Source organism: Pseudomonas sp. NPDC088322 (assembly GCF_044740745.1).
In the GTDB taxonomy this organism is placed as follows: Bacteria; Pseudomonadota; Gammaproteobacteria; order Pseudomonadales; family Pseudomonadaceae; genus Aquipseudomonas; species Aquipseudomonas shirazensis.
In genome coordinates this window covers 176,313-194,674 of the sequence record NZ_JBIURK010000006.1, presented here as the reverse complement: position 1 = coordinate 194,674, position 18,362 = coordinate 176,313, and the positions used below count along the sequence as shown (strand labels likewise).

Sequence of the window (18,362 nt, the reverse complement as noted above, 5' to 3'; positions counted from 1 at the left end):
TTTTGATGAGGTTGAGCTGCCATGGTCCGTCGAACCAAAGAGGAAGCCCAGGAAACCCGCGCCCAGATCGTTGCGGCTGCGGAGCGGGCTTTCTACAAGCGCGGGGTTGCGCGCACTACCCTGGCTGATATTGCGCAGCAGGCGGGGGTCACCCGTGGCGCTATCTATTGGCACTTCAGCAACAAGGCCGAGCTGGTCCAGGCGCTGCTCGACAGTGTCCACGAGAGCCACGACCATCTGGCTCGCGCCAGCGAGAGCGAGGATGAGCTCGATCCGCTCGGCTGCATGCGCACACTGCTGTTGCAGGTGCTCAACGACCTGGTGCTGGACGCGCGGACCCGGCGTATCAATGAGATCCTGCATCACAAGTGCGAGTTCACCGATGAGATGTGTGAAATCCGCCAGCAGCGCCAAGGGGCCATTGCCGATTGCCACCAAAGTATCGTGCTGGCGCTGGGCAATGCAGTACGGCGCGAACAGTTGCCTGCCGACCTATTGGTCGACCATGCTGCGGTAGCGATTTTTGCCTACATCGACGGTCTGATCGGCCGCTGGTTGTTGCTGCCAGACAGCTTCGATCTGCTGGGCAATGCCGAACGCTGGGTCGACACGGGCCTGGACATGCTGCGCCTGAGCCCGGCCTTGCGCAAATGAGACTTTGTGAAGGATTGTGCGCGAGCTTGTGAGGCACGGATTAACCGGCGATTAACAGCCGGGCGCGGGTTCAATGCCCGCGCAGTTGTCGGTCGGGCAATGCCACTGCGGCAATCAAACCCAGCAGCGCAACGGCGGCACTGCCCATCAGCAGATAGCTGAAGGTCTGCAGCAGCTGCGCCTGGTGCAGCGGGTCGGCCGTTCCCGTCTGCACATTCGCCAGCAATGGATTGCCCAGCAACTCAATCCCACCCATGTGCAGCAATGCCAGCAGCACGCTGGACATGCACGCCACACCCACCGCGCCGCCCAACGAGCGGAACAGGTTGGTAGTACTGGTCACCACGCCGATATCCTGCGCTTGCACTGCACTCTGGCTGGCCACCAGCGATGTCGGGAACTGCAGGCCGCCAGCAACCCCGACCAGGATCATCGCCAGCGCACTGAGCAGCGCTGAGTCAGGTGGAGTCAGCGCCATTACCAGGATTGCCATAGGCATCAACACGGCGCCGGCGAGGATCTGCGGCTTGTAGCGACCAGTACGGCTGGTCAGCCGACCGCCGCAAAATGCCCCCAGCGGCAGGCCGATAGCCAGCGGCAAGAGGTGTAGCGCAGCGCTGTCGGCGCTGGCGCCAGTAATGCTCTGAAAGCGCAGCGGCATCAGCATGGTCAGCGAGATCGACTGGAAGCTGGCAAAGAAGATCACCCCCCAACTGGCCAGCGCGACGCGGTTTCCGAACAGCTTGAGCGGCAGCAGCGGCTCGGCGCAGCGGCGTTCCTGAACAATCAACAGCAGCAGACCCAGGCTGGCGCAGCCGAACAAAGCCACTACCGGCGTCGACAGCCAGGCATGCCCTTGGCCGATCAGGGTGATGCCCAGCAGCAGGCTGCCCAGGCCGACGATCAGCAGCAGTGCCCCCAGATAATCCACCTTCGCCGCGCGATGGCGGCTCGGCATGCCGTTCAGCGCTCGACCGATGACCCACAGCGCCAGCAGCCCCAGCGGCAGATTGATCCAGAACACCCAGTGCCACGACAAGTAAGCGGTCAAGCCGCCGCCCAGGACCGGCCCGGCCACGCTGGCCAGGGCGTACATGCTGCTGAAATAACCTTGATACTTGCCGCGATCGCGCGGTGCCACGTAATCACCAATGATCGCCTGGCTGACCGAGACCATGCCGCCGGCGCCGATGCCCTGCAGCACCCTGGCCAGGATCAACTGCTCGATATCCTGCGCGAGTGCACAGAACACCGAGGCCAGGGTGAACAGCGCGGTGCCGGTGAGGATCATTCTGCGGCGCCCGTACAGGTCACCCAGCTTGCCGTAGATCGGCACCGCAACGGTCATCGCTACCATATACCCGGCAATCACCCAGGCCAGCAGCTCGACGTCATTGAACTGCGCCGAGATCGCCGGCAGCGACACGGCAACGATGGTCTGGTCGAGGGCACCAAGAAAGATCGCCAGCATCAGGGCGGTCAGCACGCGGCGCAGGGCAGCAGGAGGGAGTGCGGCAGTCACGGTCATACCTTGTATGAAAATGTCCAGGTCAGGGCCATCAGGCGCAAGCCAAGTGTAACCTGACTTAGGTAGCTTCCTATCCAGTATGTGCATCACCTATGCACGATCGGCATACGCGCTTTCGACCGAACCGAAGTGGCTGCGTGATATCGTGGCGGAGCCGCAGTGGCTGATTACGGGGCTTTGCACCAGCATGGTGCAGCAAATAGTCGCAGTATTCCGCGCCGCTGTAGCCCACGCCTTTTATTCCTCTGCCTGCATGTCGAGCATGACCGCCCAGATGGCGACGGTTGGAACGGGTCAGGTAGACCCCACATTCAAGGGTCGGTTTTCAGCCAGTTCAATTACAACTTTATTGCGGAGTGATCATGCCCAGGGCTTCCCACCAGGATTTACGTTTTGCCTTCCGCGAGCTGCTCGCTTCCGGTTCGTGCTTCCACACAGCTTCCGTGTTTGACCCCATGTCGGCGCGCATCGCGGCAGACCTGGGCTTTGAGGTGGGTATTCTCGGTGGTTCGGTCGCCTCCCTGCAGGTACTGGCTGCGCCTGACTTTGCCTTGATCACCCTGAGCGAGTTCGTCGAGCAAGCCACCCGCATCGGCCGCGTTGCGCAACTGCCGGTCATGGCCGACGCCGACCATGGTTATGGCAATGCCCTCAACGTCATGCGCACCGTGATCGAACTCGAGCGCGCGGGCGTGGCGGCACTGACCATTGAAGACACGCTGCTGCCAGCTCAGTTCGGGCGCAAGTCCACCGACCTGATCTCGGTCGACGAAGGCGTCGGCAAGATCCGCGCGGCCCTCGAAGCCCGGGTCGATTCGTCGCTGTCGATCATCGCGCGGACCAACGCCGGCGTACTCAGCACCGAAGAGATCATCGTCCGTACCCAGAGCTACCAGAAGGCCGGTGCCGACGCGATCTGCATGGTCGGGGTCAAGGACTTCGACCACCTCGAGCAGATCTCCGAGCACCTCAGCGTGCCGTTGATGCTGGTGACTTACGGCAACCCGAACCTGGGCGATGACGAGCGTCTGGCGCGTTTGGGCGTGCGCATCGTGGTCGATGGCCATGCCGCCTACTTTGCTGCGATCAAGGCCACCTACGATTGCCTGCGCCTGCAGCGTGGCCAGCAGAACAAGTCGGAAAACCTCAGCGCTACCGAGCTCTCGCACACCTATACCCAGCCTGAGGACTATATCCGCTGGGCCAAGGAATACATGAGCGTCGAGGAGTAACCGCGGCTATTGCCTGGCGCGTGTTTGCAGCCACTCCAGCAACTCGATCAGTCCCGCAGGCATTGGCCTGTCCGGGCTGGTCAGATAATAGCTGCTGCCGGTGCTCACCTTCAGGGCAAACGGCATGCACAAGCGCCCTTCGCGCAGATCATCGGCAATCAATGCCCAGTCGCCAATCGCCACCCCGGTACCTTGCGCAGCCATCGCCACGGCCATGTCCAGCGTCTCGAAATGCTGGCGTCGGCCATGCACTTCAGTCGAGCCTGCCGTCGCTAACCACAGGCGCCAGTCGTGCTCGTCGCGGGACGGGTGCAGCAGCATGTGTGCAGGCAGGTCGGCAAGTTGCTGCAGGGGCAAATGACCGTTCAACAGCGAAGGCGCGCAGACCGGCGTAAGTTGCTCATCAAACAGTTTTCGCGTGTGCGGGCCAGGCTCGGGTGCAGGTCCGTAGAGCACCGCAGCATCGAACTGTTCATGCTGAAAGTCGACCCCGTGCTGGACCGAACTGGTGACTTCGACCGGGATGTCCGGGCGCAGCGCCTGCCACTCGATCAAGCGCGGCAACAGCCAGCGCATTACACAGGTCGGCGCCTTGATCTGCAGCACTGCACTGCGCACGGCGACTTCGCGCACCCCCTGTTCGAGCAGCGCGAACATCTGCTGTACCCGCGGCAACCAGTCCTGGCCCTCGCGGGTCAGGCGCAGGCCGCGTGCCTGACGAACGAACAAGGCGTAGCCCAAATGCGCTTCGAGCCCGGCGATCTGCCGACTCACCGCACCTTGACTGATATTCAACTGCTGGCCGGCGTGGGTGAAGTTGCAGTGCTGCGCGGTGATCAGGAAAGTCTGCAGGGCTGACAGGGGAGGGAGTCGATTCATCGTGTACAGCCATGTCCTGAGGTCATGGCTAGTATGTGTTTTTTTGCATTGTGACGATAGCGGCCCCGCAGGTTCAATACGCTCATTATTTGAACAACGAGCGGGTATCGGACGATGGCAACCTGTGGCGAAGTACTGGTCAAACTCCTCGAAGGCTATGGCGTCGACCATGTCTTCGGCATCCCCGGCGTGCATACCGTCGAGCTTTACCGCGGCCTGGCAGGCTCCACGATTCGTCACATCACCCCGCGCCATGAGCAAGGCGCCGGGTTCATGGCCGACGGCTATGCACGCACGCGCGGCGTGCCTGGCGTGTGCTTTATCATCACTGGCCCAGGCATGACCAACATCACCACCGCCATGGGCCAGGCATATGCCGACTCAATTCCAATGCTGGTGATCTCCAGTGTGCAGTCGCGCAATGCCCTGGGTGGCGGGCGCGGCAAGCTGCACGAGTTGCCCGATCAGCGCGGGCTGGTCGCTGGAGTCAGCGCATTTTCGCAAACCCTGATGAGCGCCGATGACTTGCCGCAGGTGCTGGCGCGTGCGTTCGCCGTGTTCGATGGCGCCCGGCCACGGCCTGTGCATATCGAGATCCCGCTGGATGTACTGGTCGAGCCGGCCGATCATTTGTTGCCAGGCCGACCGATCCGGGTCAGCCGCGCAGCAGCGGCGCCGACCACCGTTGCGCAGATGGCAACACGTCTGGCCCAGGCGCAACGGCCATTGATCCTTGCCGGCGGCGGTGCGCTCGCGGCCGGCGCGGCATTGGCCGCATTGGCGGAACATCTGCAGGCGCCGGTAGCTTTGACCATCAATGCCAAAGGTCTAGTGCCGGCAGATCATCCCTTGCAGATTGGTTCGACCCAGTCGCTGCCCGTTACCCGTGAACTGATCGGCGAAGCCGATGTTGTGCTGGCGATTGGCACTGAGCTGGCAGAAACCGACTACGACGTGACCTTCCAGGGTGGTTTCAAGATTCCCGGCAGCCTGCTGCGGATCGACATCGATCCGGACCAGACTGTGCGCAACTATTTGCCGGAGCTTGCCCTGGTGGCCGATGCCGAGCAGGCCGCGCAGGCCTTGCTGGCTGCAGTGCAGCTGCAGCCAGCAGCGCAGCGTCAGGCCAGTTGGGGCACCGCTCGGGCCGCGCGACTGCGCCAGGCCCTGGCGGCCAGCTGGGACCAGCCCAGCCTGAGCCAGACCCGCTTGCTCAAGACATTGTTGCAGACGCTGCCAGAGGTGGTGCTGGTCGGTGACTCAACCCAGCCGGTCTACACCGGTAATCTGACTCTCGACATGCCTGCGCCGCGCCGCTGGTTCAATGCCTCGACCGGCTACGGCACGCTTGGCTATGCGTTGCCAGCAGCGATGGGGGCCTGGCTGGGCAGCTCGGCGGTGATCAAACAACGCGCGCCAGTGGTCTGCCTGATTGGCGATGGTGGCCTGCAGTTCACCCTGCCGGAACTGGCCAGCGCGGTGGAGGCGCAGGTGCCGCTGATTGTCCTGCTGTGGAATAACCAAGGCTATGAAGAGATCAAGAAGTACATGCTCAACCGCGATATCAAGCCGGTCGGGGTGGATATCCATACCCCAGACTTCATCGCCGTGGCGCAGAGCCTGGGCGCGGCCGCCGAGCAGGTCAACGACGTCGCGCAGTTGCAGACGGCGTTGGCCCGCGCCGTCGAGCGCAACAAGCCCACGCTGCTGCAGGTCGATCAGGTGCAATGGCAACAGGCCGTGCACGATTGATTCGGGCAGTGCTCAGCTGGCGCTGGCGCGTAAGCGGGCGACATCGCGAATCGGCGGCGCACCATACAGCCGGCTGTATTCGCGGCTGAACTGCGACGGGCTTTCATAGCCGACACGGTAGCCCGCCACCGCCGCCTCGACACCATCGTTGAGCATCAGCCGGCGCGCCTCCTGCAGGCGCAGCTGTTTTTGATATTGCAGCGGGCTCATCGAGGTTACGGCCTTGAAGCGGTGGTGCAGTGTCGAGGTGCTCAGGTTGACCTCGCGGGCCAGCTCTTCGATACGCAGCGGCTGCTGATAATGCCGGTTGAGCCAGGCGATGGCCTGGCACACGCGATGGGTCTGGCTGTTGGACAGGGCGATTTCATACAGCCGATAGCCCTGCGGGCCGCGCAATACTCGATACAGCAGCTCGCGCCGCACCAGCGGCGCCAGTACTGCAATATCGCGTGGTGAATCGAGCAGCCGCACCAGCCGCAGCAGGGCATCGAGCAGCTCGCCATCGCTGCGCTCGACGAACAGGCCACGGCCCGACGGTTGGCTGGGCACCAGCATCGGCCCGCTCTCGGCAATCAACTGGCTGATCTCGGCAGGGTCCAGGTCCAGGCGCAGGCCCAGGCAAGGATTGTCCGGGCTGGCATCCAGGCTGGCGCCGGTGATTGGCAGGGTTACCGACACCACCATGTAATGCAGAGGGTCGTAGGTGTAGCTTTCATCACCCAGAAACAGCGTCTTGCTGCCTTGGGCCAGAATGCACAATGCAGGCTGCGCCAGGGTCGGCATTGCGCGCAGGTTTTCCTCGTAACGACTGAGGTATAGCGCGTCGATCGCCGACGGCCCGCCTCCGGCATGGCGCAGGATCAACCCGGCGAGTTCCTCGCGGCGGGCTTCAAGCGTGGGGTCCAATGGCGATGGGGTGGTCATGACGGGTTTCCTCTGCTGAGGGGAGCAGGATAGGTTTGGGCAAGCTTGGGCGCTAGTCGAATGCTGTCGGTCGCTTGCCTGATCCTGCCGCGGCGCAGGATCAGGCAAGCGGCTCGCAGTAATGGCCTAACGGCGCAGGTCAAGCGGGGCATAACCTTGGTCGCCTGGATCTTCCGTCTGGCCTGTTTCAAGGAGCGCATTCATGACACCACGTCAACCGGTCACCCACTTGGCTTTTATCCGTGCCAGCAACGGCCGCTCGTCCGAGCTTGGCGCGCGTCTGCGGGACCTGCTCGAACCGTCGCTGCGCATGCCCGGCTGCCTGAGCTTCAGCGTGCAGCGCTCGCAGGCCGATGACGACCTGTGGCTGCTCAGCGGCAGTTGGCACGATCAGCAGGCAATGACTGGCTACTTCGCCTCGGCCAATCTCGACCTGCTCGGCGAACTGGTGCAGGCGCAGGTGCTGGCAAGCCTGGATCTGCATACCTTCAGCGAGTGATCAGCAGGTTACAATGCCGCCTTTTCGACAAGGAAACGCAGCATGGCACGTAGAGAGTTTGCCCAGTTTGAGGCGGTTTCAGCGATGGTCCCGGTTGAGGGCGGTGGTTATCACGCTGCCATCGCAGTCAAGGCACTCGCCGGGATGGGTACGCCGCGTTTTCACAAGGTGCTTGATGGCCAGCTGTTCAAGGGCGCAATCGCGGCCGATGAGGCCGCTTGCGCCGAGCTCGAACGCTTGCAGGGCGTGAGCGATGAGGGCGAGCTGATCTGGTGATCAGCCGTCGTTGCGCGGCCGCGCCATCTTGAACAGATTGCCCAGCTCGAAGTAATCCTGCGGGCCGCCACCGCGCAGAATCGGCTCACCGGCAGCCGTGTCGTAGATGCCGTCCTTGAGCAGGTGCTCGGCGATGTGTACAGCCACCACCTCGCCAAGGATCAGCCAGCTGGGTACCAGTTCCTGATCGGCGCGCTTGAGCTGGATGATCTGGCTTACCTTGCACTCGAACGCCACCGGGCTTTCGCCCACTCGCGGTACACCGACAATGCGCGATGCCGTCGGCGTCAGCCCGCTCAGGACAAACTCGTCGACATCGGCTGCAACCGCAGCGCAGCTCTGGTTCATCTGCTCGGCCAACGGTCGGGTGGCCAGGTTCCAGACGAATTCGCCGGTCTGTTCGATGTTGTTCAGGCTGTCTTTGCGGCCAACACTGCAGAAGCCGATGATCGGCGGAATGTAGTTGAAGGCGTTAAAGAAGCTGTAGGGCGCCAGGTTGAGCCGGCCCTCGCTATCGTGCGAGGAGATCCAGCCAATCGGCCGCGGGCCGACGATGGCGTTGAAGGGATCGTGGGGCAGGCCGTGGCCTTTGGCAGGTTCGTAGTAGTACATCTGATCAGGGCCGCTCTGGGATTGACAAGATGCCTAGTGTGCCGGTTCTGCGCGCTGCTGCAAATGATCAAGCCCGGCAAGGCCGGGCTGGGTGCCCGCAGCAGGGCTTAGCTGAAGCGATGACCTTTGGTGTTGTCGAAGCCGTCTTCTGCGAAGCGTGCGCCGTTGGTGCGGTCGAAGCCGTCTTCTGCGAAGCGTGCGCCGTTGGTGCGGTCGAAGCCGTCTTCGGCGAAGCGTGCGCCGTTGGTGCGGTCAAAACCATCCTCTGCGTACGCTGCCGATTGAGTGCTGGCGGCAGCAAAGGAATGAGCACTGGTACGGTCGAAGCCATCTTCAGCGAAAGCGCCGGTAGCCAGGACGGAGAGGGCGACGGCGAGAATCAGTTTGTTTTTCATGGTTGGTTGCTCCGGTAGGTTTCAGGTTGTTTTGTTTCCATAAATCAAATCCTACTCCGATTAATTTGATTAAAAAGCGCAAAAATATGCACATTTGAATCGTATTAATCGATGTATATTTGTGCGACTTGCACCGCCTGCAGGCTTGTGGCCCTAGCAGGTTTGAGTGATTGGTCAGCTTGTGCAGACTAGGTGTCTGAGATTAATGAGGAATTAACAGGCTGAAACTGGCGCGAAGACATTGAGCGGTGAACATGAAAAAAGGGCGCACCGATTACCGGTGCGCCCTTTCTGTATTGCCGCTGCGGGATCAGTCAGTAGTGATCCGCGAGTGGGTCTTGGTGTCTTTCATGGTCGCGTACACCAGCAGCGAGCAGGCGATACAGGCGGTGACGTACCAGTAGTAGCCGCTTTCCATGCCGGCGCTCTTGAACCACAGCGCGACGTATTCAGCTGTGCCGCCGAAGATCGATACAGTCAGCGCGTACGGCAGGCCAACGCCCAGCGCACGGATCTCGGTCGGGAACAACTCGGCTTTGACCACCGCGTTGATCGAGGTGTAGCCGCTGACGATGATCAGCGCCGCCATGATCAGGAAGAACGCGCCCCACCAGGTCTGGATGGTGTGCAGGGTGGTCAGGATCGGTACGGTGAAGATCGTGCCGAGCACGCCGAAGGCGATCAGGATCGGGCGTCGGCCAATCTTGTCCGACAGCGCGCCGATCACGGGTTGCAGGCACATGAACAAGAACAGCGTAGCGGCCGAGATGGTGGTCGAGTCGCTGATGCTCATGCCCACGGTGTTGACCAGGTACTTCTGCATGTAGGTGGTGTAAGTGTAGAAGGCCAGGGTGCCGCCCATGGTCAGGCCGACCACGGTCAACAGTTCCTTGGGGTGGCGCATCAGAGTGCGCATCAGGCTCTCTTTGGACTTCTCTTTCTTGGTGAACGAGGCGGTTTCTTCCATGCCGCGACGCAGGTACAGGGCAACCACTGCACACAGCGCGCCGATCACGAACGGCACACGCCAGCCCCACGAGTACAGTTGCTCGGTGGTCAGGGTCTGCTGCAGGACGATCAGCACTGCCAAGGCAATCAACTGACCGGAAATCAACGTCACGTACTGGAAGCTGGAGAAGAAGCCGCGCCGCTCCTTGCTCGCCATCTCGCTCAGATACGTTGCCGAGGTGCCGTATTCACCGCCTACCGACAGGCCCTGCATCAAGCGCGCGATTACCAACAGGATGGGGGCAGCGACGCCGATGGTTTCATAGCCTGGGGTCAGCGCAATCACCAGCGAACCTGCGCACATCAGCAGTACCGATGCCATCAGCGCTGCCTTGCGGCCCTTGCGGTCGGCATAGATACCCATCAGCCAGCCGCCGATCGGGCGCATGAGAAAGCCCACGGCGAAGATCGCAGCGGTATTGAGCAATTGTGCGGTTGTGTCGCCGGCAGGGAAGAAAGCCTTGGCGAAGTACAGCGAGAATGCGGCGTATACGTACCAGTCATACCACTCGACCATGTTGCCGATCGATCCGCTGAAGATCGACTTGAGGCGGCTGGAGGTGGTTTTTTCGGCGGCTGGCGCTGTGGCCGCCCCGGTTGGCAGGGAGGTGGCGTTATCCATCAGAGGTAACCTTCTCGTTGTTTTTGTGGAGCGCGCCGGAGCGCTGCTTGAGAAGGGGTAGTGCAGGAGGTGTGCCAGTTAGAATTTTGCGGCTGCTTTGCAGCCCTTTCGCGACGCAAGGCCGCTCCTGCAGACGGCGGCGCCAGAAGGCTTGTGGCTTTTCTGTAGGAGCGGCCTTGCGTTGCGAAAGGGCTGCAGAGCAGCCCCCGGTCTCACTCGCAATAGGCAGATTCACGCCTACCCATAGCAGCCAATAAGCAAGATTCCGCCTATCCCCGCTCGAGAAAATCCTCCCGCACCAGCCCATGCCGCTGCATCTTCTCGTTGAGCGTGCGTCGCGGCAGTTGCAACGCCTCCATCACTGCCTTGATCTCACCCCCAGACTGGCGCAGCGCCGCCCGCAAACACTGTGCCTCGAATGCCTCTATCTGCTCAGCCAGCGACGGGCCAGCGGCATCGCCTTCAGGCCCGCTCGACCCCAGCCCCAGGGCATGCCGTTCAGCAGCGTTGGCCAGCTCGCGGACATTGCCTGGCCAGTCATGGCTGAGCAGCTGCGCCAACTGCGCACCGGTCAACGGCGGCACACTGCGTTGCAGACGCTCAGCCGTTGTGCGAGCGAAGAAGTCGAACAGCAGCGGAATATCTTCACGCCGCTCGCGCAGCGGCGCCAGGCGCAGTTCAGCCACGTTCAGGCGGTAGGCAAGGTCTTCGCGAAAACGCCCGGCGCGGGCTTCTGCGAGCAGATCCGGCTTGGTTGCGGCAATGATGCGCAGGTCGACGCTGATGCTCTGGTTGGCGCCCAGGCGTTCGAGTTTCTGCTCCTGGATCACCCGCAACAGCTTGGCCTGCTGGGCCAGCGGCATGCTTTCGATCTCGTCGAGAAATAACGTGCCGCCGTTGGCATATTCCAGCTTGCCGATGCGTTTGCCTTGAGCGCCGGTGAAGGCGCCGCTCTCATGGCCGAACAACTCGGCCTCAAACAACGCTTCGGGGATTGCCGCGCAGTTGAGCGCGACAAATGGCTTGGCCGCGCGCGGGCCAAAATCATGCAGGCAGCGGGCAACCCGCTCCTTGCCGCTGCCGGTTTCGCCGCGCAGCAGCACGTTGACCGGCAGGTTGGCCAGGTCGAGAACTTGCCGGCGCAGCTGCTGCAGGCCCTGGGACATCCCCAGCAGCGTAGTTTCCAGGCGCGCCTTGAGGTCGGCCTGCTCATGCAGGCGGCGGTTCTCCAGCACCAACTGGCGTTTTTCCAGGGCACGGCGCAGGCTGCCGAGCAGATGCTGCGGGGTGAACGGTTTTTCCAGAAAGTCATAGGCGCCGTTGCGCATGGCCTGGACCGCCATCGGTACATCACCGTGGCCGGTCAGGAGAATCACCGGCAAGTCCGGGTCGCGTGCCTGCAGCTCGGCCAGCAGTTGCAGGCCGTCCATGCCGGGCATGCGTACATCGCTGATGATCACCCCGGGGAAGTGCTCGGGCAGTTGCGCCAGGCACTCATCGGCGCGCGCGAACAGTTGCACGGCAAAGCCTGACAGGCCCAGCCATTGTTCCACCGCAGTACGGATGCTGGCTTCGTCATCGACGACTATCACTGAATTCAACATGCAGGCTCCAGATCGCGTGGCAGGCTTAGGCTGAAACGAGCGCCGCCGGGCAGGTTGTCGACCTGCAACTGGCCGCCGGCTTCGCGGACGATGCCATAGGAAATGGCCAGGCCCAGGCCCAGCCCTTCGCCCACCGGCTTGGTGGTGAAGAAGGGGTCGAAGACTTTGCCCAGGTCGGCCGAGTCGATCCCACCGCCGGAATCGAGCACGCTCAGGTGCCAGTCATCGGCCTGCTTCTCTATGCGAATTTCCAGCCGTTTGTAGCGTTTGTCGGCCATCGCGTCGAGGGCGTTGTGGAGCAGATTGATCAGCACCTGCTCCAGGCGAATGGCATCGCCGCGCACCCACGCCGGGCGGGCCAGGTACAGCGCTACTTCGACCTCTTCGCTGCGGATGCGGGTGTCCAGCAAGTGCAGGGCCTGATCGACGACCGTGGCCAGATCAAGACGCTCGCGCAGGCCGCCAGGGCTGTTGCGGGCGAAGGTTTTCAGGTGGCTGGTGAGCGCCGCCATACGCGTGAGCATCTGCTCCAGTGGCTCCAGCGCCTGACGCGCTTCGTCATGGCGACCGTGGTCGAGCAACAGCCGCAGGGTCTCCAGTTGCATGCGCTGGGTGGTCAACGGCTGGTTGATCTCGTGCGCCAGCGCCGCCGACATCTGCCCCAGCGCGGCCAGTTTGGCCGCCTGCACCAGGCCCTCCTGGGCCGTGCGCAATTGCCGGGTGCGTTCTTCGACCTGACGCTTGAGCGCCTCGCGGCTGCGCTGACGCAAGCGGGCCAGACGCATACGCTGGCTGACGAACAGGATCGCGAACACCAGACTCAGCCACACGGCCGCTGCTGCAAGCCCTGCATTGCGCACGTCTTCGCTGACCTCAGGCTTGCGCAGCAAGTGCAGGGTCCAGCCTTCGCTGGCCAATGGCAGACTCTGCCACAGGTACTCGACCGGGCCGTTGGGGCCTTGCACCCGGCTCAGTTGGCTGTGCTCGTCGAAGCGGGTCAGCACCTGGTGCTGCAGCGCCAGCAGTGGCTGCTTGTCGTACTGGCGGGTAGCAGCCAGTTCGGCTCGGTCAGCCCCGGACAGCGGGCTCAGTTCGCGGTAGCGCCAGCCGTCCTGATTGGCAATGAAGATGATCCCGCGGGCATCGCTGACCAGCAGCACATCACTGCCCTGACGCCACTCGCGCTCAAGTTCGGGGAATTCCAGCTTGACCACCATCGCCCCGAGGAAACGTCCTTGCAGGTCCTTGACCGCGCTGGAGAGGAAATAGCCCGGGATACCACTGGTGACGCCGACAGCATAGAAGCGCCCGCTGCCTTGGCTGCGAGTCTGTTTGAAGTAAGGCCTGAAGCCGTAGTTGGAGCCTACATAGGTACTCGGCAGGCGCCAGTTGCTGGCGGCGACGGCGAGACCGGTGTGATCGAGCAGCTCCAGGGTCGAGGAATCGGCCGCGCCGTTGATCCGCTCCAGCTTGATATTGAGCGCATGCTGAACCGCCGGCTCGACCGGCCCTGCCAGCGCGGCGATCAGCTCCGGGTCCAATGCCAGCACTGCCGGCAGGGCGCGATAGCGTTCGATCAGGGTGTGCAGCGAGTTGGCATACAGGCCCAGTTGCTGCGCTGCGCGCTGGGCGTCGGTCTGCATCGACTGGCGCTTGGCCTGATGCATCGCCCAGCCAGCGCTCAGAGCAGTGCCGAACAGGATCAGCAGCACGACCAGGCCCAGACGCAAGGCTCGAAACGAAGAAGGCATGGGGGCGGTTCCTGAGAGGTTCAGCTGAGCCAGAGGCCGCCGCTGGCGGCCTTCATTGCGGTGTAATCATGCAGTGAAGGTGCCGCGGCGCCAGGGGCCGGGTTACAGCAGTTCGAAGCTCTGCTGCTGCACCGCCTCAGAGTCCAGGCCGACCTGAACGTTGAACTGGCCGGGCTCGGCGACCCGCTGCAACTGACTGTTGTAGAACTTCAGGTCATCCTCACTGATGTTGAAGCTGACAGTGCGCGACTCACCCGCCTTGAGCAGCAACTTGTGGAAATTCTTCAGCTCTTTGACCGGGCGGCTCATCGACGCGCTGACGTCCTGCAGATACAGCTGTACCACAGTCTCGCCGTCACGCTTGCCGGTGTTTTTCACGGTGACTTTGGCCTGCAAGGTGTCGCCACGCTTGAGGGTTTGGCTGTTCAGGCTCAACCCGGACAGTTCGAAGCTGGTGTAGCTCAAGCCGTAACCGAACGGGTACAGCGGGCCATTGGGCTCTTCGAAGTATTGCGAGGTGTAATTGCCCGGCTTGCCTGGTGTGTACGGCCGACCGATGCGCAGGTGGTTGTAGTACATCGGGATCTGCCCGACCGAACGCGGGAAGGTGATCGCCAGTTTGCCCGACGGATTGTAGTCGCCGAACAGCACGTCAGCGATGGCGTTGCCGCCCTCGGTGCCGCTGAACCAGGTTTCCAGCACGGCGTCGGCCTGTTCCCGCTCCCAGTCAATCGACAACGGCCGGCCGTTCATCAGGACCAGCACCAGTGGCTTGCCGGTGGCTTTCAGCGCCTTGATCAGGTCACGCTGCACCGCCGGGATTTCCAGGGTGGTGCGGCTTGACGACTCGTGCGACATGCCGCGCGATTCACCGACTACCGCCACGACCACGTCAGCCTGTTGTGCGGCCTTGACCGCTTCGTCGATCAGCACCGCAGCAGGGCGCAGGTCGTCGACAATTTCCGGAGCATCGAAATTGAGGAAGTTCAGGTAATCGACCATCGCCTTGTCGCCGCTGACGTTGGCGCCCTTGGCGTAGATCAGTTTGGCCTGGTCGCCAACGGCGCGGCGCAGGCCTTCGCGCACGGTGACCGAGCGGTTTGGCCGGCCAGCGGCGGCCCAGCTGCCCATCATGTCGATCGGTGCATCGGCCAATGGGCCGACCACGGCAATGGTGCCGGCCTTGCGCAGCGGCAGGGTCTGCTCGCGGTTTTCCAGCAGCACCAGGCTCCGTCGGGCCACATCCCGAGCCGCGTCACGGTGCAGGCGCTGGTCGGCATACACGTCCTTGGGGTCATCCTTGGCCTGGCCGATACGCAGGTACGGGTCTTTGAACAGGCCCATCTCGTACTTGGCACCAAGCACTTCGCGCACGGCCTGGTCCAGTTCGGCCTGGGTCACTTCGCCCGATTTCACCAGACCCGGCAGTTCTTCGGCATACAGCGAGTCATTCATGCTCATGTCGATGCCGGCCTTGATCGCCAGCTTGGCCGCTTCGCGGCCGTCCTGGGCCACGCCGTGGCGGATCAGTTCCTGAATCGCGCCGTGGTCACTGATGGTGACGCCCTTGAAGCCCCAGTCCTTGCGCAGCAGGTCGTTCATCAGCCAGGTATTGGAGGTGGCCGGTACGCCGTTGATCGAGTTCAGCGCGACCATCACGCCGCCTGCGCCGGCATCGAGGCCGGCGCGGTACGGTGGCAGATAGTCGTTGTACATTTTCGGCAGGCTCATATCGACCGTGTTGTAGTCGCGCCCGCCTTCCACCGCGCCATACAAGGCGAAGTGCTTGACGATGGCCATAATGCTGTCCGGGTTGGCCGGGCTGCTGCCCTGCAACGATTCGACCATGACCTGGCCGATCCGCGAGGTCAGGTAGGTGTCTTCGCCAAAGCCTTCGCTGGTGCGGCCCCAGCGCGGGTCACGGGCGATGTCGACCATCGGTGCAAAGGTCATGTCGATGCTGTCGGCAGCCGCTTCAGCGGCCGAGGTGCGGCCGACCTTGGCGATGGCCTGCATGTCCCAGGTGGCCGCCAGGCCCAGGCTGATCGGAAAGGTGGTGCGGTGGCCGTGAATCACGTCATAGGCAAAGAACATCGGGATCTTCAGGCGGCTGCGCATGGCGGCGTCCTGCATCGGCCGGTTCTCGTCGCGGGTGATCGAGTTGAAGGTGCCGCCGATGCGCCCGGCAGCAATCTCTTCGCGGATCTTCTCGCGTGGCATTTCCGGGCCGATGCTGATCAGGCGCAACTGGCCGATTTTCTCGTCGACGCTCATCTGGCTGATCAAGTGCTCGATGAATGCCTGCTTGTCCTGCAGGGGCGGGGCAGCAGTGGCGGCAAACGTTACCTGACTGGCGAAGGCCATGGCCAGGCCGAGCATGGACAGTTTCATCATCAATTCCGTATTCGAGGCCTGGGTCATGGCCACACGAATGCGTGTGGCCGAAGGGTTCAGGCGGCTATTGTTCTTGGCCAAAGGCGATCGTTTATTGATCTGCCCTACAGCATTGGCGGCTGCGGTGGATTATGCCTGATGTCTGGTAGTTGTTGAGATACACTCGCGCCAGCCCGGTGCCGGGACAACAACTATAAGAACGATCGAGAGACCAACGGCATGAGTGTGTTTACCGAATATGAGCAACGGCTGGTCGCCGAAGCGATAGCCCGAGCCGAACGGCGTACCGACGCCGAGCTGGTCAGCGTGCTGGCGCGGCGGGCGGACGAGTTTGCCTACCTGCCGCTGTTTTGTGCGGCGCTGTTGGCATTGCTGGTGCCGGGGCTGCTGCACCTGCTGCTGGGCTGGCCAAGCGTGCGCGGCCTGCTGGTGGCGCAACTGGTGATCTTCGTCGCCCTGTGCCTGCTGCTGCGCCACCCACGGCTGGGGCATCGGCTGATGCCCAGGTGCTTGTGCCAGCGCACTGCGCTGAGCCTTGCGCGCCAGCAATTTCGAGCCCTTGAACGGCAACGTGATCACGGCACCAGCAGTTTGCTGATCTTTGTCAGTCAGGCCGAGAACTTTGTCACGATTCTGACCGACCGCGGCATTGAACAGCACTTCGACCCGCGTGTACGCGCCGCGTTGATCGCCCGCTTTACCGAGCAGGTCCGCCAGGGTCAGACCCTACAGGGCTTTGTCGAGTGCATCGACGCCTGTGCCGAGCAGCTCAGTCGACCATTGCCGGCCACCCAGCGACGTAACCAACTGCCCAATCGATTGGTGATCCTGGACTAACCACGGCTGTCGAGAAAACTTCGCGAAGGCCGGGCGGCAACGTAGAATGCCGGCCACTGCGCACTGCGCTCCCGGTTATTCGAGGCCCCACCGTCCCATGCCTGCCACGCCTTCCACTTCGTCTGCGGCTGATCCGCTTGCCCAGTTTCTGCGTCTGCTGGCCGACTCGCTGGAGGCCGGCAGCCTGGCCAAGCTGGTGCTGGCCAAGCATGTTGGCGCCGAGCAAAGCCTGCAGCGGATCATTGCCAAGCCGCTGCTGATCAAAGGCCAGCCCAGTCTGTCCCTGGTCTATCGCTATGAGACCCGCGACATCACCCGCAATCTGCCCAACGAGCAGGTTCAGGCGCTGGTCGCCGAGCTGCTGCCGGCGAGCTTTCGCAACGCCCACCTGTTCACCAGCGAAGGTGAAGTGCAGTTGGCCTTCAGCAAGAAGGGCAAGCCGATGCTGCAGCGCCATCTCGCGCAGCCAGCACGCGAGGCAGCCTTGGCAGGGCATGACCGCGAGAAGAAACGCTACCTGCAACTGACCCGGCCGTTTTTGCGTGATCTGGGCGTTACCGACGCGCAGTCCGCGTTGATCCCGTCGATGTCGCGCAAGTGGAAGCAGATCAACAAGTTCATCGAAGTCTTCGACCACGCCCTCACCAGCGCACCACTGGCTGCCGAGCAGCCGCTGAAAGTCGCCGATTTTGGTTCAGGGAAGGGCTACCTGACCTTCGCCATGCACGACTACCTGAGCAACACCCTTGGCCGCCAGGCGCAGGTGACCGGCGTCGAGTTGCGCCCGGACATGGTCGAGCTGTGCAACGCCGCAGCGTCACGCCTGGAGCATTCGGGCCTGGTGTTCGAGTGCGGTGACGTGCGCAGCGTGGTGCCCGCCGCCATCGACGTGATGATCGCCCTGCATGCCTGCGACATCGCCACCGACTACGCCATTCATACCGGCATCCGCTGCAACGCCGCGATCATCATGTGCTCGCCGTGCTGCCACAAACAGATCCGCCCACAACTGCAAAGCCCCGGCTTGCTGCAGCCGATGCTGCAATACGGCCTGCACCTCGGCCAGCAGGCCGAGATGCTCACCGACAGCCTGCGCGCGCTGTACCTGGAAGCCTGCGGCTACGAGACCAAGGTGTTCGAGTTCATCTCGTTGGAACACACCAACAAGAACAAGATGATCCTTGCGGTCAAGCGCAAACAGCCGGTGGATGCCACGGTGTTGCTGGAGAAAATTGCCGAGCTCAAGCGCTTTTATGGGGTCAAGGAGCACTGCCTGGAGACGTTGTTGCAGGCCGATGGGTTGATTGCTGTTGTGGGGGAATAACCAACAATTGGCTGTGTCCGAAGCATCCTGACACTGCGTAGGACCGTTCCTGAGCTGACTTGCTACGACCT

16 protein-coding genes are annotated in these 18,362 nt (G+C 62.6%); 7 read left to right on the top strand and 9 right to left on the bottom strand.

Annotated features, from left to right (window positions below; genetic code table 11):
• Positions 1 to 21 precede the first annotated feature (21 nt).
• The gene (locus ACIOAU_RS17400; protein ID WP_101321929.1) at positions 22 to 654 is read left to right on the top strand and encodes a TetR family transcriptional regulator; all 633 of its coding nucleotides are present in this window, start codon (positions 22 to 24) and stop codon (positions 652 to 654) included.
• 70 nt (positions 655 to 724) lie between these two features.
• On the opposite strand, the gene ACIOAU_RS17395 is transcribed toward ACIOAU_RS17400, so the two are convergent.
• The gene (locus ACIOAU_RS17395; protein WP_401183577.1) at positions 725 to 2,176 is read right to left on the bottom strand and encodes an MDR family MFS transporter; all 1,452 of its coding nucleotides are present in this window, start codon (positions 2,174 to 2,176) and stop codon (positions 725 to 727) included.
• 368 nt (positions 2,177 to 2,544) lie between these two features.
• Here ACIOAU_RS17395 and ACIOAU_RS17390 point away from each other — a divergent pair, with 368 nt between their 5' ends.
• Complete coding sequence (locus tag ACIOAU_RS17390) at positions 2,545 to 3,414, top strand: oxaloacetate decarboxylase (RefSeq protein WP_101321928.1); 870 nt, start codon at positions 2,545 to 2,547, stop codon at positions 3,412 to 3,414.
• Positions 3,415 to 3,420: 6 nt separating this feature from the next.
• Here ACIOAU_RS17390 and ACIOAU_RS17385 read toward each other — a convergent pair whose 3' ends face one another.
• The gene (locus tag ACIOAU_RS17385; RefSeq protein ID WP_401183574.1) at positions 3,421 to 4,293 is read right to left on the bottom strand and encodes a LysR substrate-binding domain-containing protein; all 873 of its coding nucleotides are present in this window, start codon (positions 4,291 to 4,293) and stop codon (positions 3,421 to 3,423) included.
• Positions 4,294 to 4,407: 114 nt separating this feature from the next.
• Here ACIOAU_RS17385 and ACIOAU_RS17380 point away from each other — a divergent pair, with 114 nt between their 5' ends.
• Entirely contained in the window at positions 4,408 to 6,045 is a 1,638-nt protein-coding gene (locus ACIOAU_RS17380) for a 5-guanidino-2-oxopentanoate decarboxylase (RefSeq protein WP_401183572.1), read from the top strand.
• A 12-nt stretch (positions 6,046 to 6,057) separates the two neighbouring features.
• On the opposite strand, the gene ACIOAU_RS17375 is transcribed toward ACIOAU_RS17380, so the two are convergent.
• Entirely contained in the window at positions 6,058 to 6,969 is a 912-nt protein-coding gene (locus ACIOAU_RS17375) for an AraC family transcriptional regulator (protein ID WP_101321925.1), read from the bottom strand.
• Positions 6,970 to 7,171: 202 nt separating this feature from the next.
• On the opposite strand from ACIOAU_RS17375, the gene ACIOAU_RS17370 reads away from it, so the two are divergent.
• Both ACIOAU_RS17370 and ACIOAU_RS17365 read left to right on the top strand, forming a co-directional pair.
• Positions 7,172 to 7,468: an antibiotic biosynthesis monooxygenase family protein gene (locus ACIOAU_RS17370; RefSeq protein WP_101321924.1), complete on the top strand. Its 297-nt coding sequence runs from the start codon at positions 7,172 to 7,174 to the stop codon at positions 7,466 to 7,468.
• 42 nt (positions 7,469 to 7,510) lie between these two features.
• Complete coding sequence (locus tag ACIOAU_RS17365; RefSeq protein ID WP_188036598.1) at positions 7,511 to 7,744, top strand: hypothetical protein; 234 nt, start codon at positions 7,511 to 7,513, stop codon at positions 7,742 to 7,744.
• On the opposite strand, the gene ACIOAU_RS17360 is transcribed toward ACIOAU_RS17365, so the two are convergent.
• From ACIOAU_RS17360 to bglX, 6 genes are all read right to left on the bottom strand, one after another.
• Entirely contained in the window at positions 7,745 to 8,356 is a 612-nt protein-coding gene (locus ACIOAU_RS17360; RefSeq protein WP_101321922.1) for a flavin reductase family protein, read from the bottom strand. It lies immediately after the preceding gene.
• 107 nt (positions 8,357 to 8,463) lie between these two features.
• Positions 8,464 to 8,751, bottom strand: a complete 288-nt coding sequence (locus ACIOAU_RS17355; protein ID WP_401183567.1) for a hypothetical protein — start codon at positions 8,749 to 8,751, stop codon at positions 8,464 to 8,466.
• Positions 8,752 to 9,061: 310 nt separating this feature from the next.
• Positions 9,062 to 10,381 carry an MFS transporter gene (locus ACIOAU_RS17350; RefSeq protein ID WP_150570604.1) on the bottom strand — a complete coding sequence of 440 codons (1,320 nt, stop codon included), beginning with the start codon at positions 10,379 to 10,381 and terminating at the stop codon, positions 9,062 to 9,064.
• Positions 10,382 to 10,650: 269 nt separating this feature from the next.
• Positions 10,651 to 11,985 (bottom strand): sigma-54-dependent transcriptional regulator, encoded by a 1,335-nt coding sequence (locus ACIOAU_RS17345; RefSeq protein ID WP_401183564.1) that lies wholly within the window; start codon positions 11,983 to 11,985, stop codon positions 10,651 to 10,653.
• Entirely contained in the window at positions 11,979 to 13,736 is a 1,758-nt protein-coding gene (locus tag ACIOAU_RS17340) for an ATP-binding protein (RefSeq protein ID WP_401183561.1), read from the bottom strand. Before ACIOAU_RS17340 ends, ACIOAU_RS17345 begins: the two co-directional genes overlap by 7 nt.
• A gap of 102 nt (positions 13,737 to 13,838) precedes the next feature.
• On the bottom strand, positions 13,839 to 16,130 hold the full coding sequence (bglX, locus tag ACIOAU_RS17335) for a beta-glucosidase BglX (RefSeq protein ID WP_401183776.1): 2,292 nt from the start codon (positions 16,128 to 16,130) through the stop codon (positions 13,839 to 13,841).
• A 219-nt stretch (positions 16,131 to 16,349) separates the two neighbouring features.
• On the opposite strand from bglX, the gene ACIOAU_RS17330 reads away from it, so the two are divergent.
• Both ACIOAU_RS17330 and ACIOAU_RS17325 read left to right on the top strand, forming a co-directional pair.
• Positions 16,350 to 16,967 carry a hypothetical protein gene (locus ACIOAU_RS17330; protein ID WP_101321917.1) on the top strand — a complete coding sequence of 206 codons (618 nt, stop codon included), beginning with the start codon at positions 16,350 to 16,352 and terminating at the stop codon, positions 16,965 to 16,967.
• A gap of 97 nt (positions 16,968 to 17,064) precedes the next feature.
• Positions 17,065 to 18,291 (top strand): class I SAM-dependent methyltransferase, encoded by a 1,227-nt coding sequence (locus ACIOAU_RS17325; protein ID WP_401183557.1) that lies wholly within the window; start codon positions 17,065 to 17,067, stop codon positions 18,289 to 18,291.
• Positions 18,292 to 18,362: the final 71 nt, after the last annotated feature.

Excerpts from the sequence above, each read along its gene's own strand:
- ACIOAU_RS17385 (WP_401183574.1), bottom strand. The coding sequence starts at position 4,293 with ATGAATCGACTCCCTCCCCTGTCAGCCCTGCAGACTTTCCTGATCACC.
- ACIOAU_RS17400 (WP_101321929.1), top strand. The coding sequence starts at position 22 with ATGGTCCGTCGAACCAAAGAGGAAGCCCAGGAAACCCGCGCCCAGATC.
- bglX (WP_401183776.1), bottom strand. The coding sequence starts at position 16,130 with ATGATGAAACTGTCCATGCTCGGCCTGGCCATGGCCTTCGCCAGTCAG.
- ACIOAU_RS17350 (WP_150570604.1), bottom strand. The coding sequence starts at position 10,381 with ATGGATAACGCCACCTCCCTGCCAACCGGGGCGGCCACAGCGCCAGCC.
- ACIOAU_RS17370 (WP_101321924.1), top strand. The coding sequence starts at position 7,172 with ATGACACCACGTCAACCGGTCACCCACTTGGCTTTTATCCGTGCCAGC.
- ACIOAU_RS17330 (WP_101321917.1), top strand. The coding sequence starts at position 16,350 with ATGAGTGTGTTTACCGAATATGAGCAACGGCTGGTCGCCGAAGCGATA.
- ACIOAU_RS17380 (WP_401183572.1), top strand. The coding sequence starts at position 4,408 with ATGGCAACCTGTGGCGAAGTACTGGTCAAACTCCTCGAAGGCTATGGC.
- ACIOAU_RS17365 (WP_188036598.1), top strand. The coding sequence starts at position 7,511 with ATGGCACGTAGAGAGTTTGCCCAGTTTGAGGCGGTTTCAGCGATGGTC.
- ACIOAU_RS17375 (WP_101321925.1), bottom strand. The coding sequence starts at position 6,969 with ATGACCACCCCATCGCCATTGGACCCCACGCTTGAAGCCCGCCGCGAG.
- ACIOAU_RS17355 (WP_401183567.1), bottom strand. The coding sequence starts at position 8,751 with ATGAAAAACAAACTGATTCTCGCCGTCGCCCTCTCCGTCCTGGCTACC.
- ACIOAU_RS17390 (WP_101321928.1), top strand. The coding sequence starts at position 2,545 with ATGCCCAGGGCTTCCCACCAGGATTTACGTTTTGCCTTCCGCGAGCTG.
- ACIOAU_RS17360 (WP_101321922.1), bottom strand. The coding sequence starts at position 8,356 with ATGTACTACTACGAACCTGCCAAAGGCCACGGCCTGCCCCACGATCCC.
- ACIOAU_RS17325 (WP_401183557.1), top strand. The coding sequence starts at position 17,065 with ATGCCTGCCACGCCTTCCACTTCGTCTGCGGCTGATCCGCTTGCCCAG.
- ACIOAU_RS17340 (WP_401183561.1), bottom strand. The coding sequence starts at position 13,736 with ATGCCTTCTTCGTTTCGAGCCTTGCGTCTGGGCCTGGTCGTGCTGCTG.
- ACIOAU_RS17345 (WP_401183564.1), bottom strand. The coding sequence starts at position 11,985 with ATGTTGAATTCAGTGATAGTCGTCGATGACGAAGCCAGCATCCGTACT.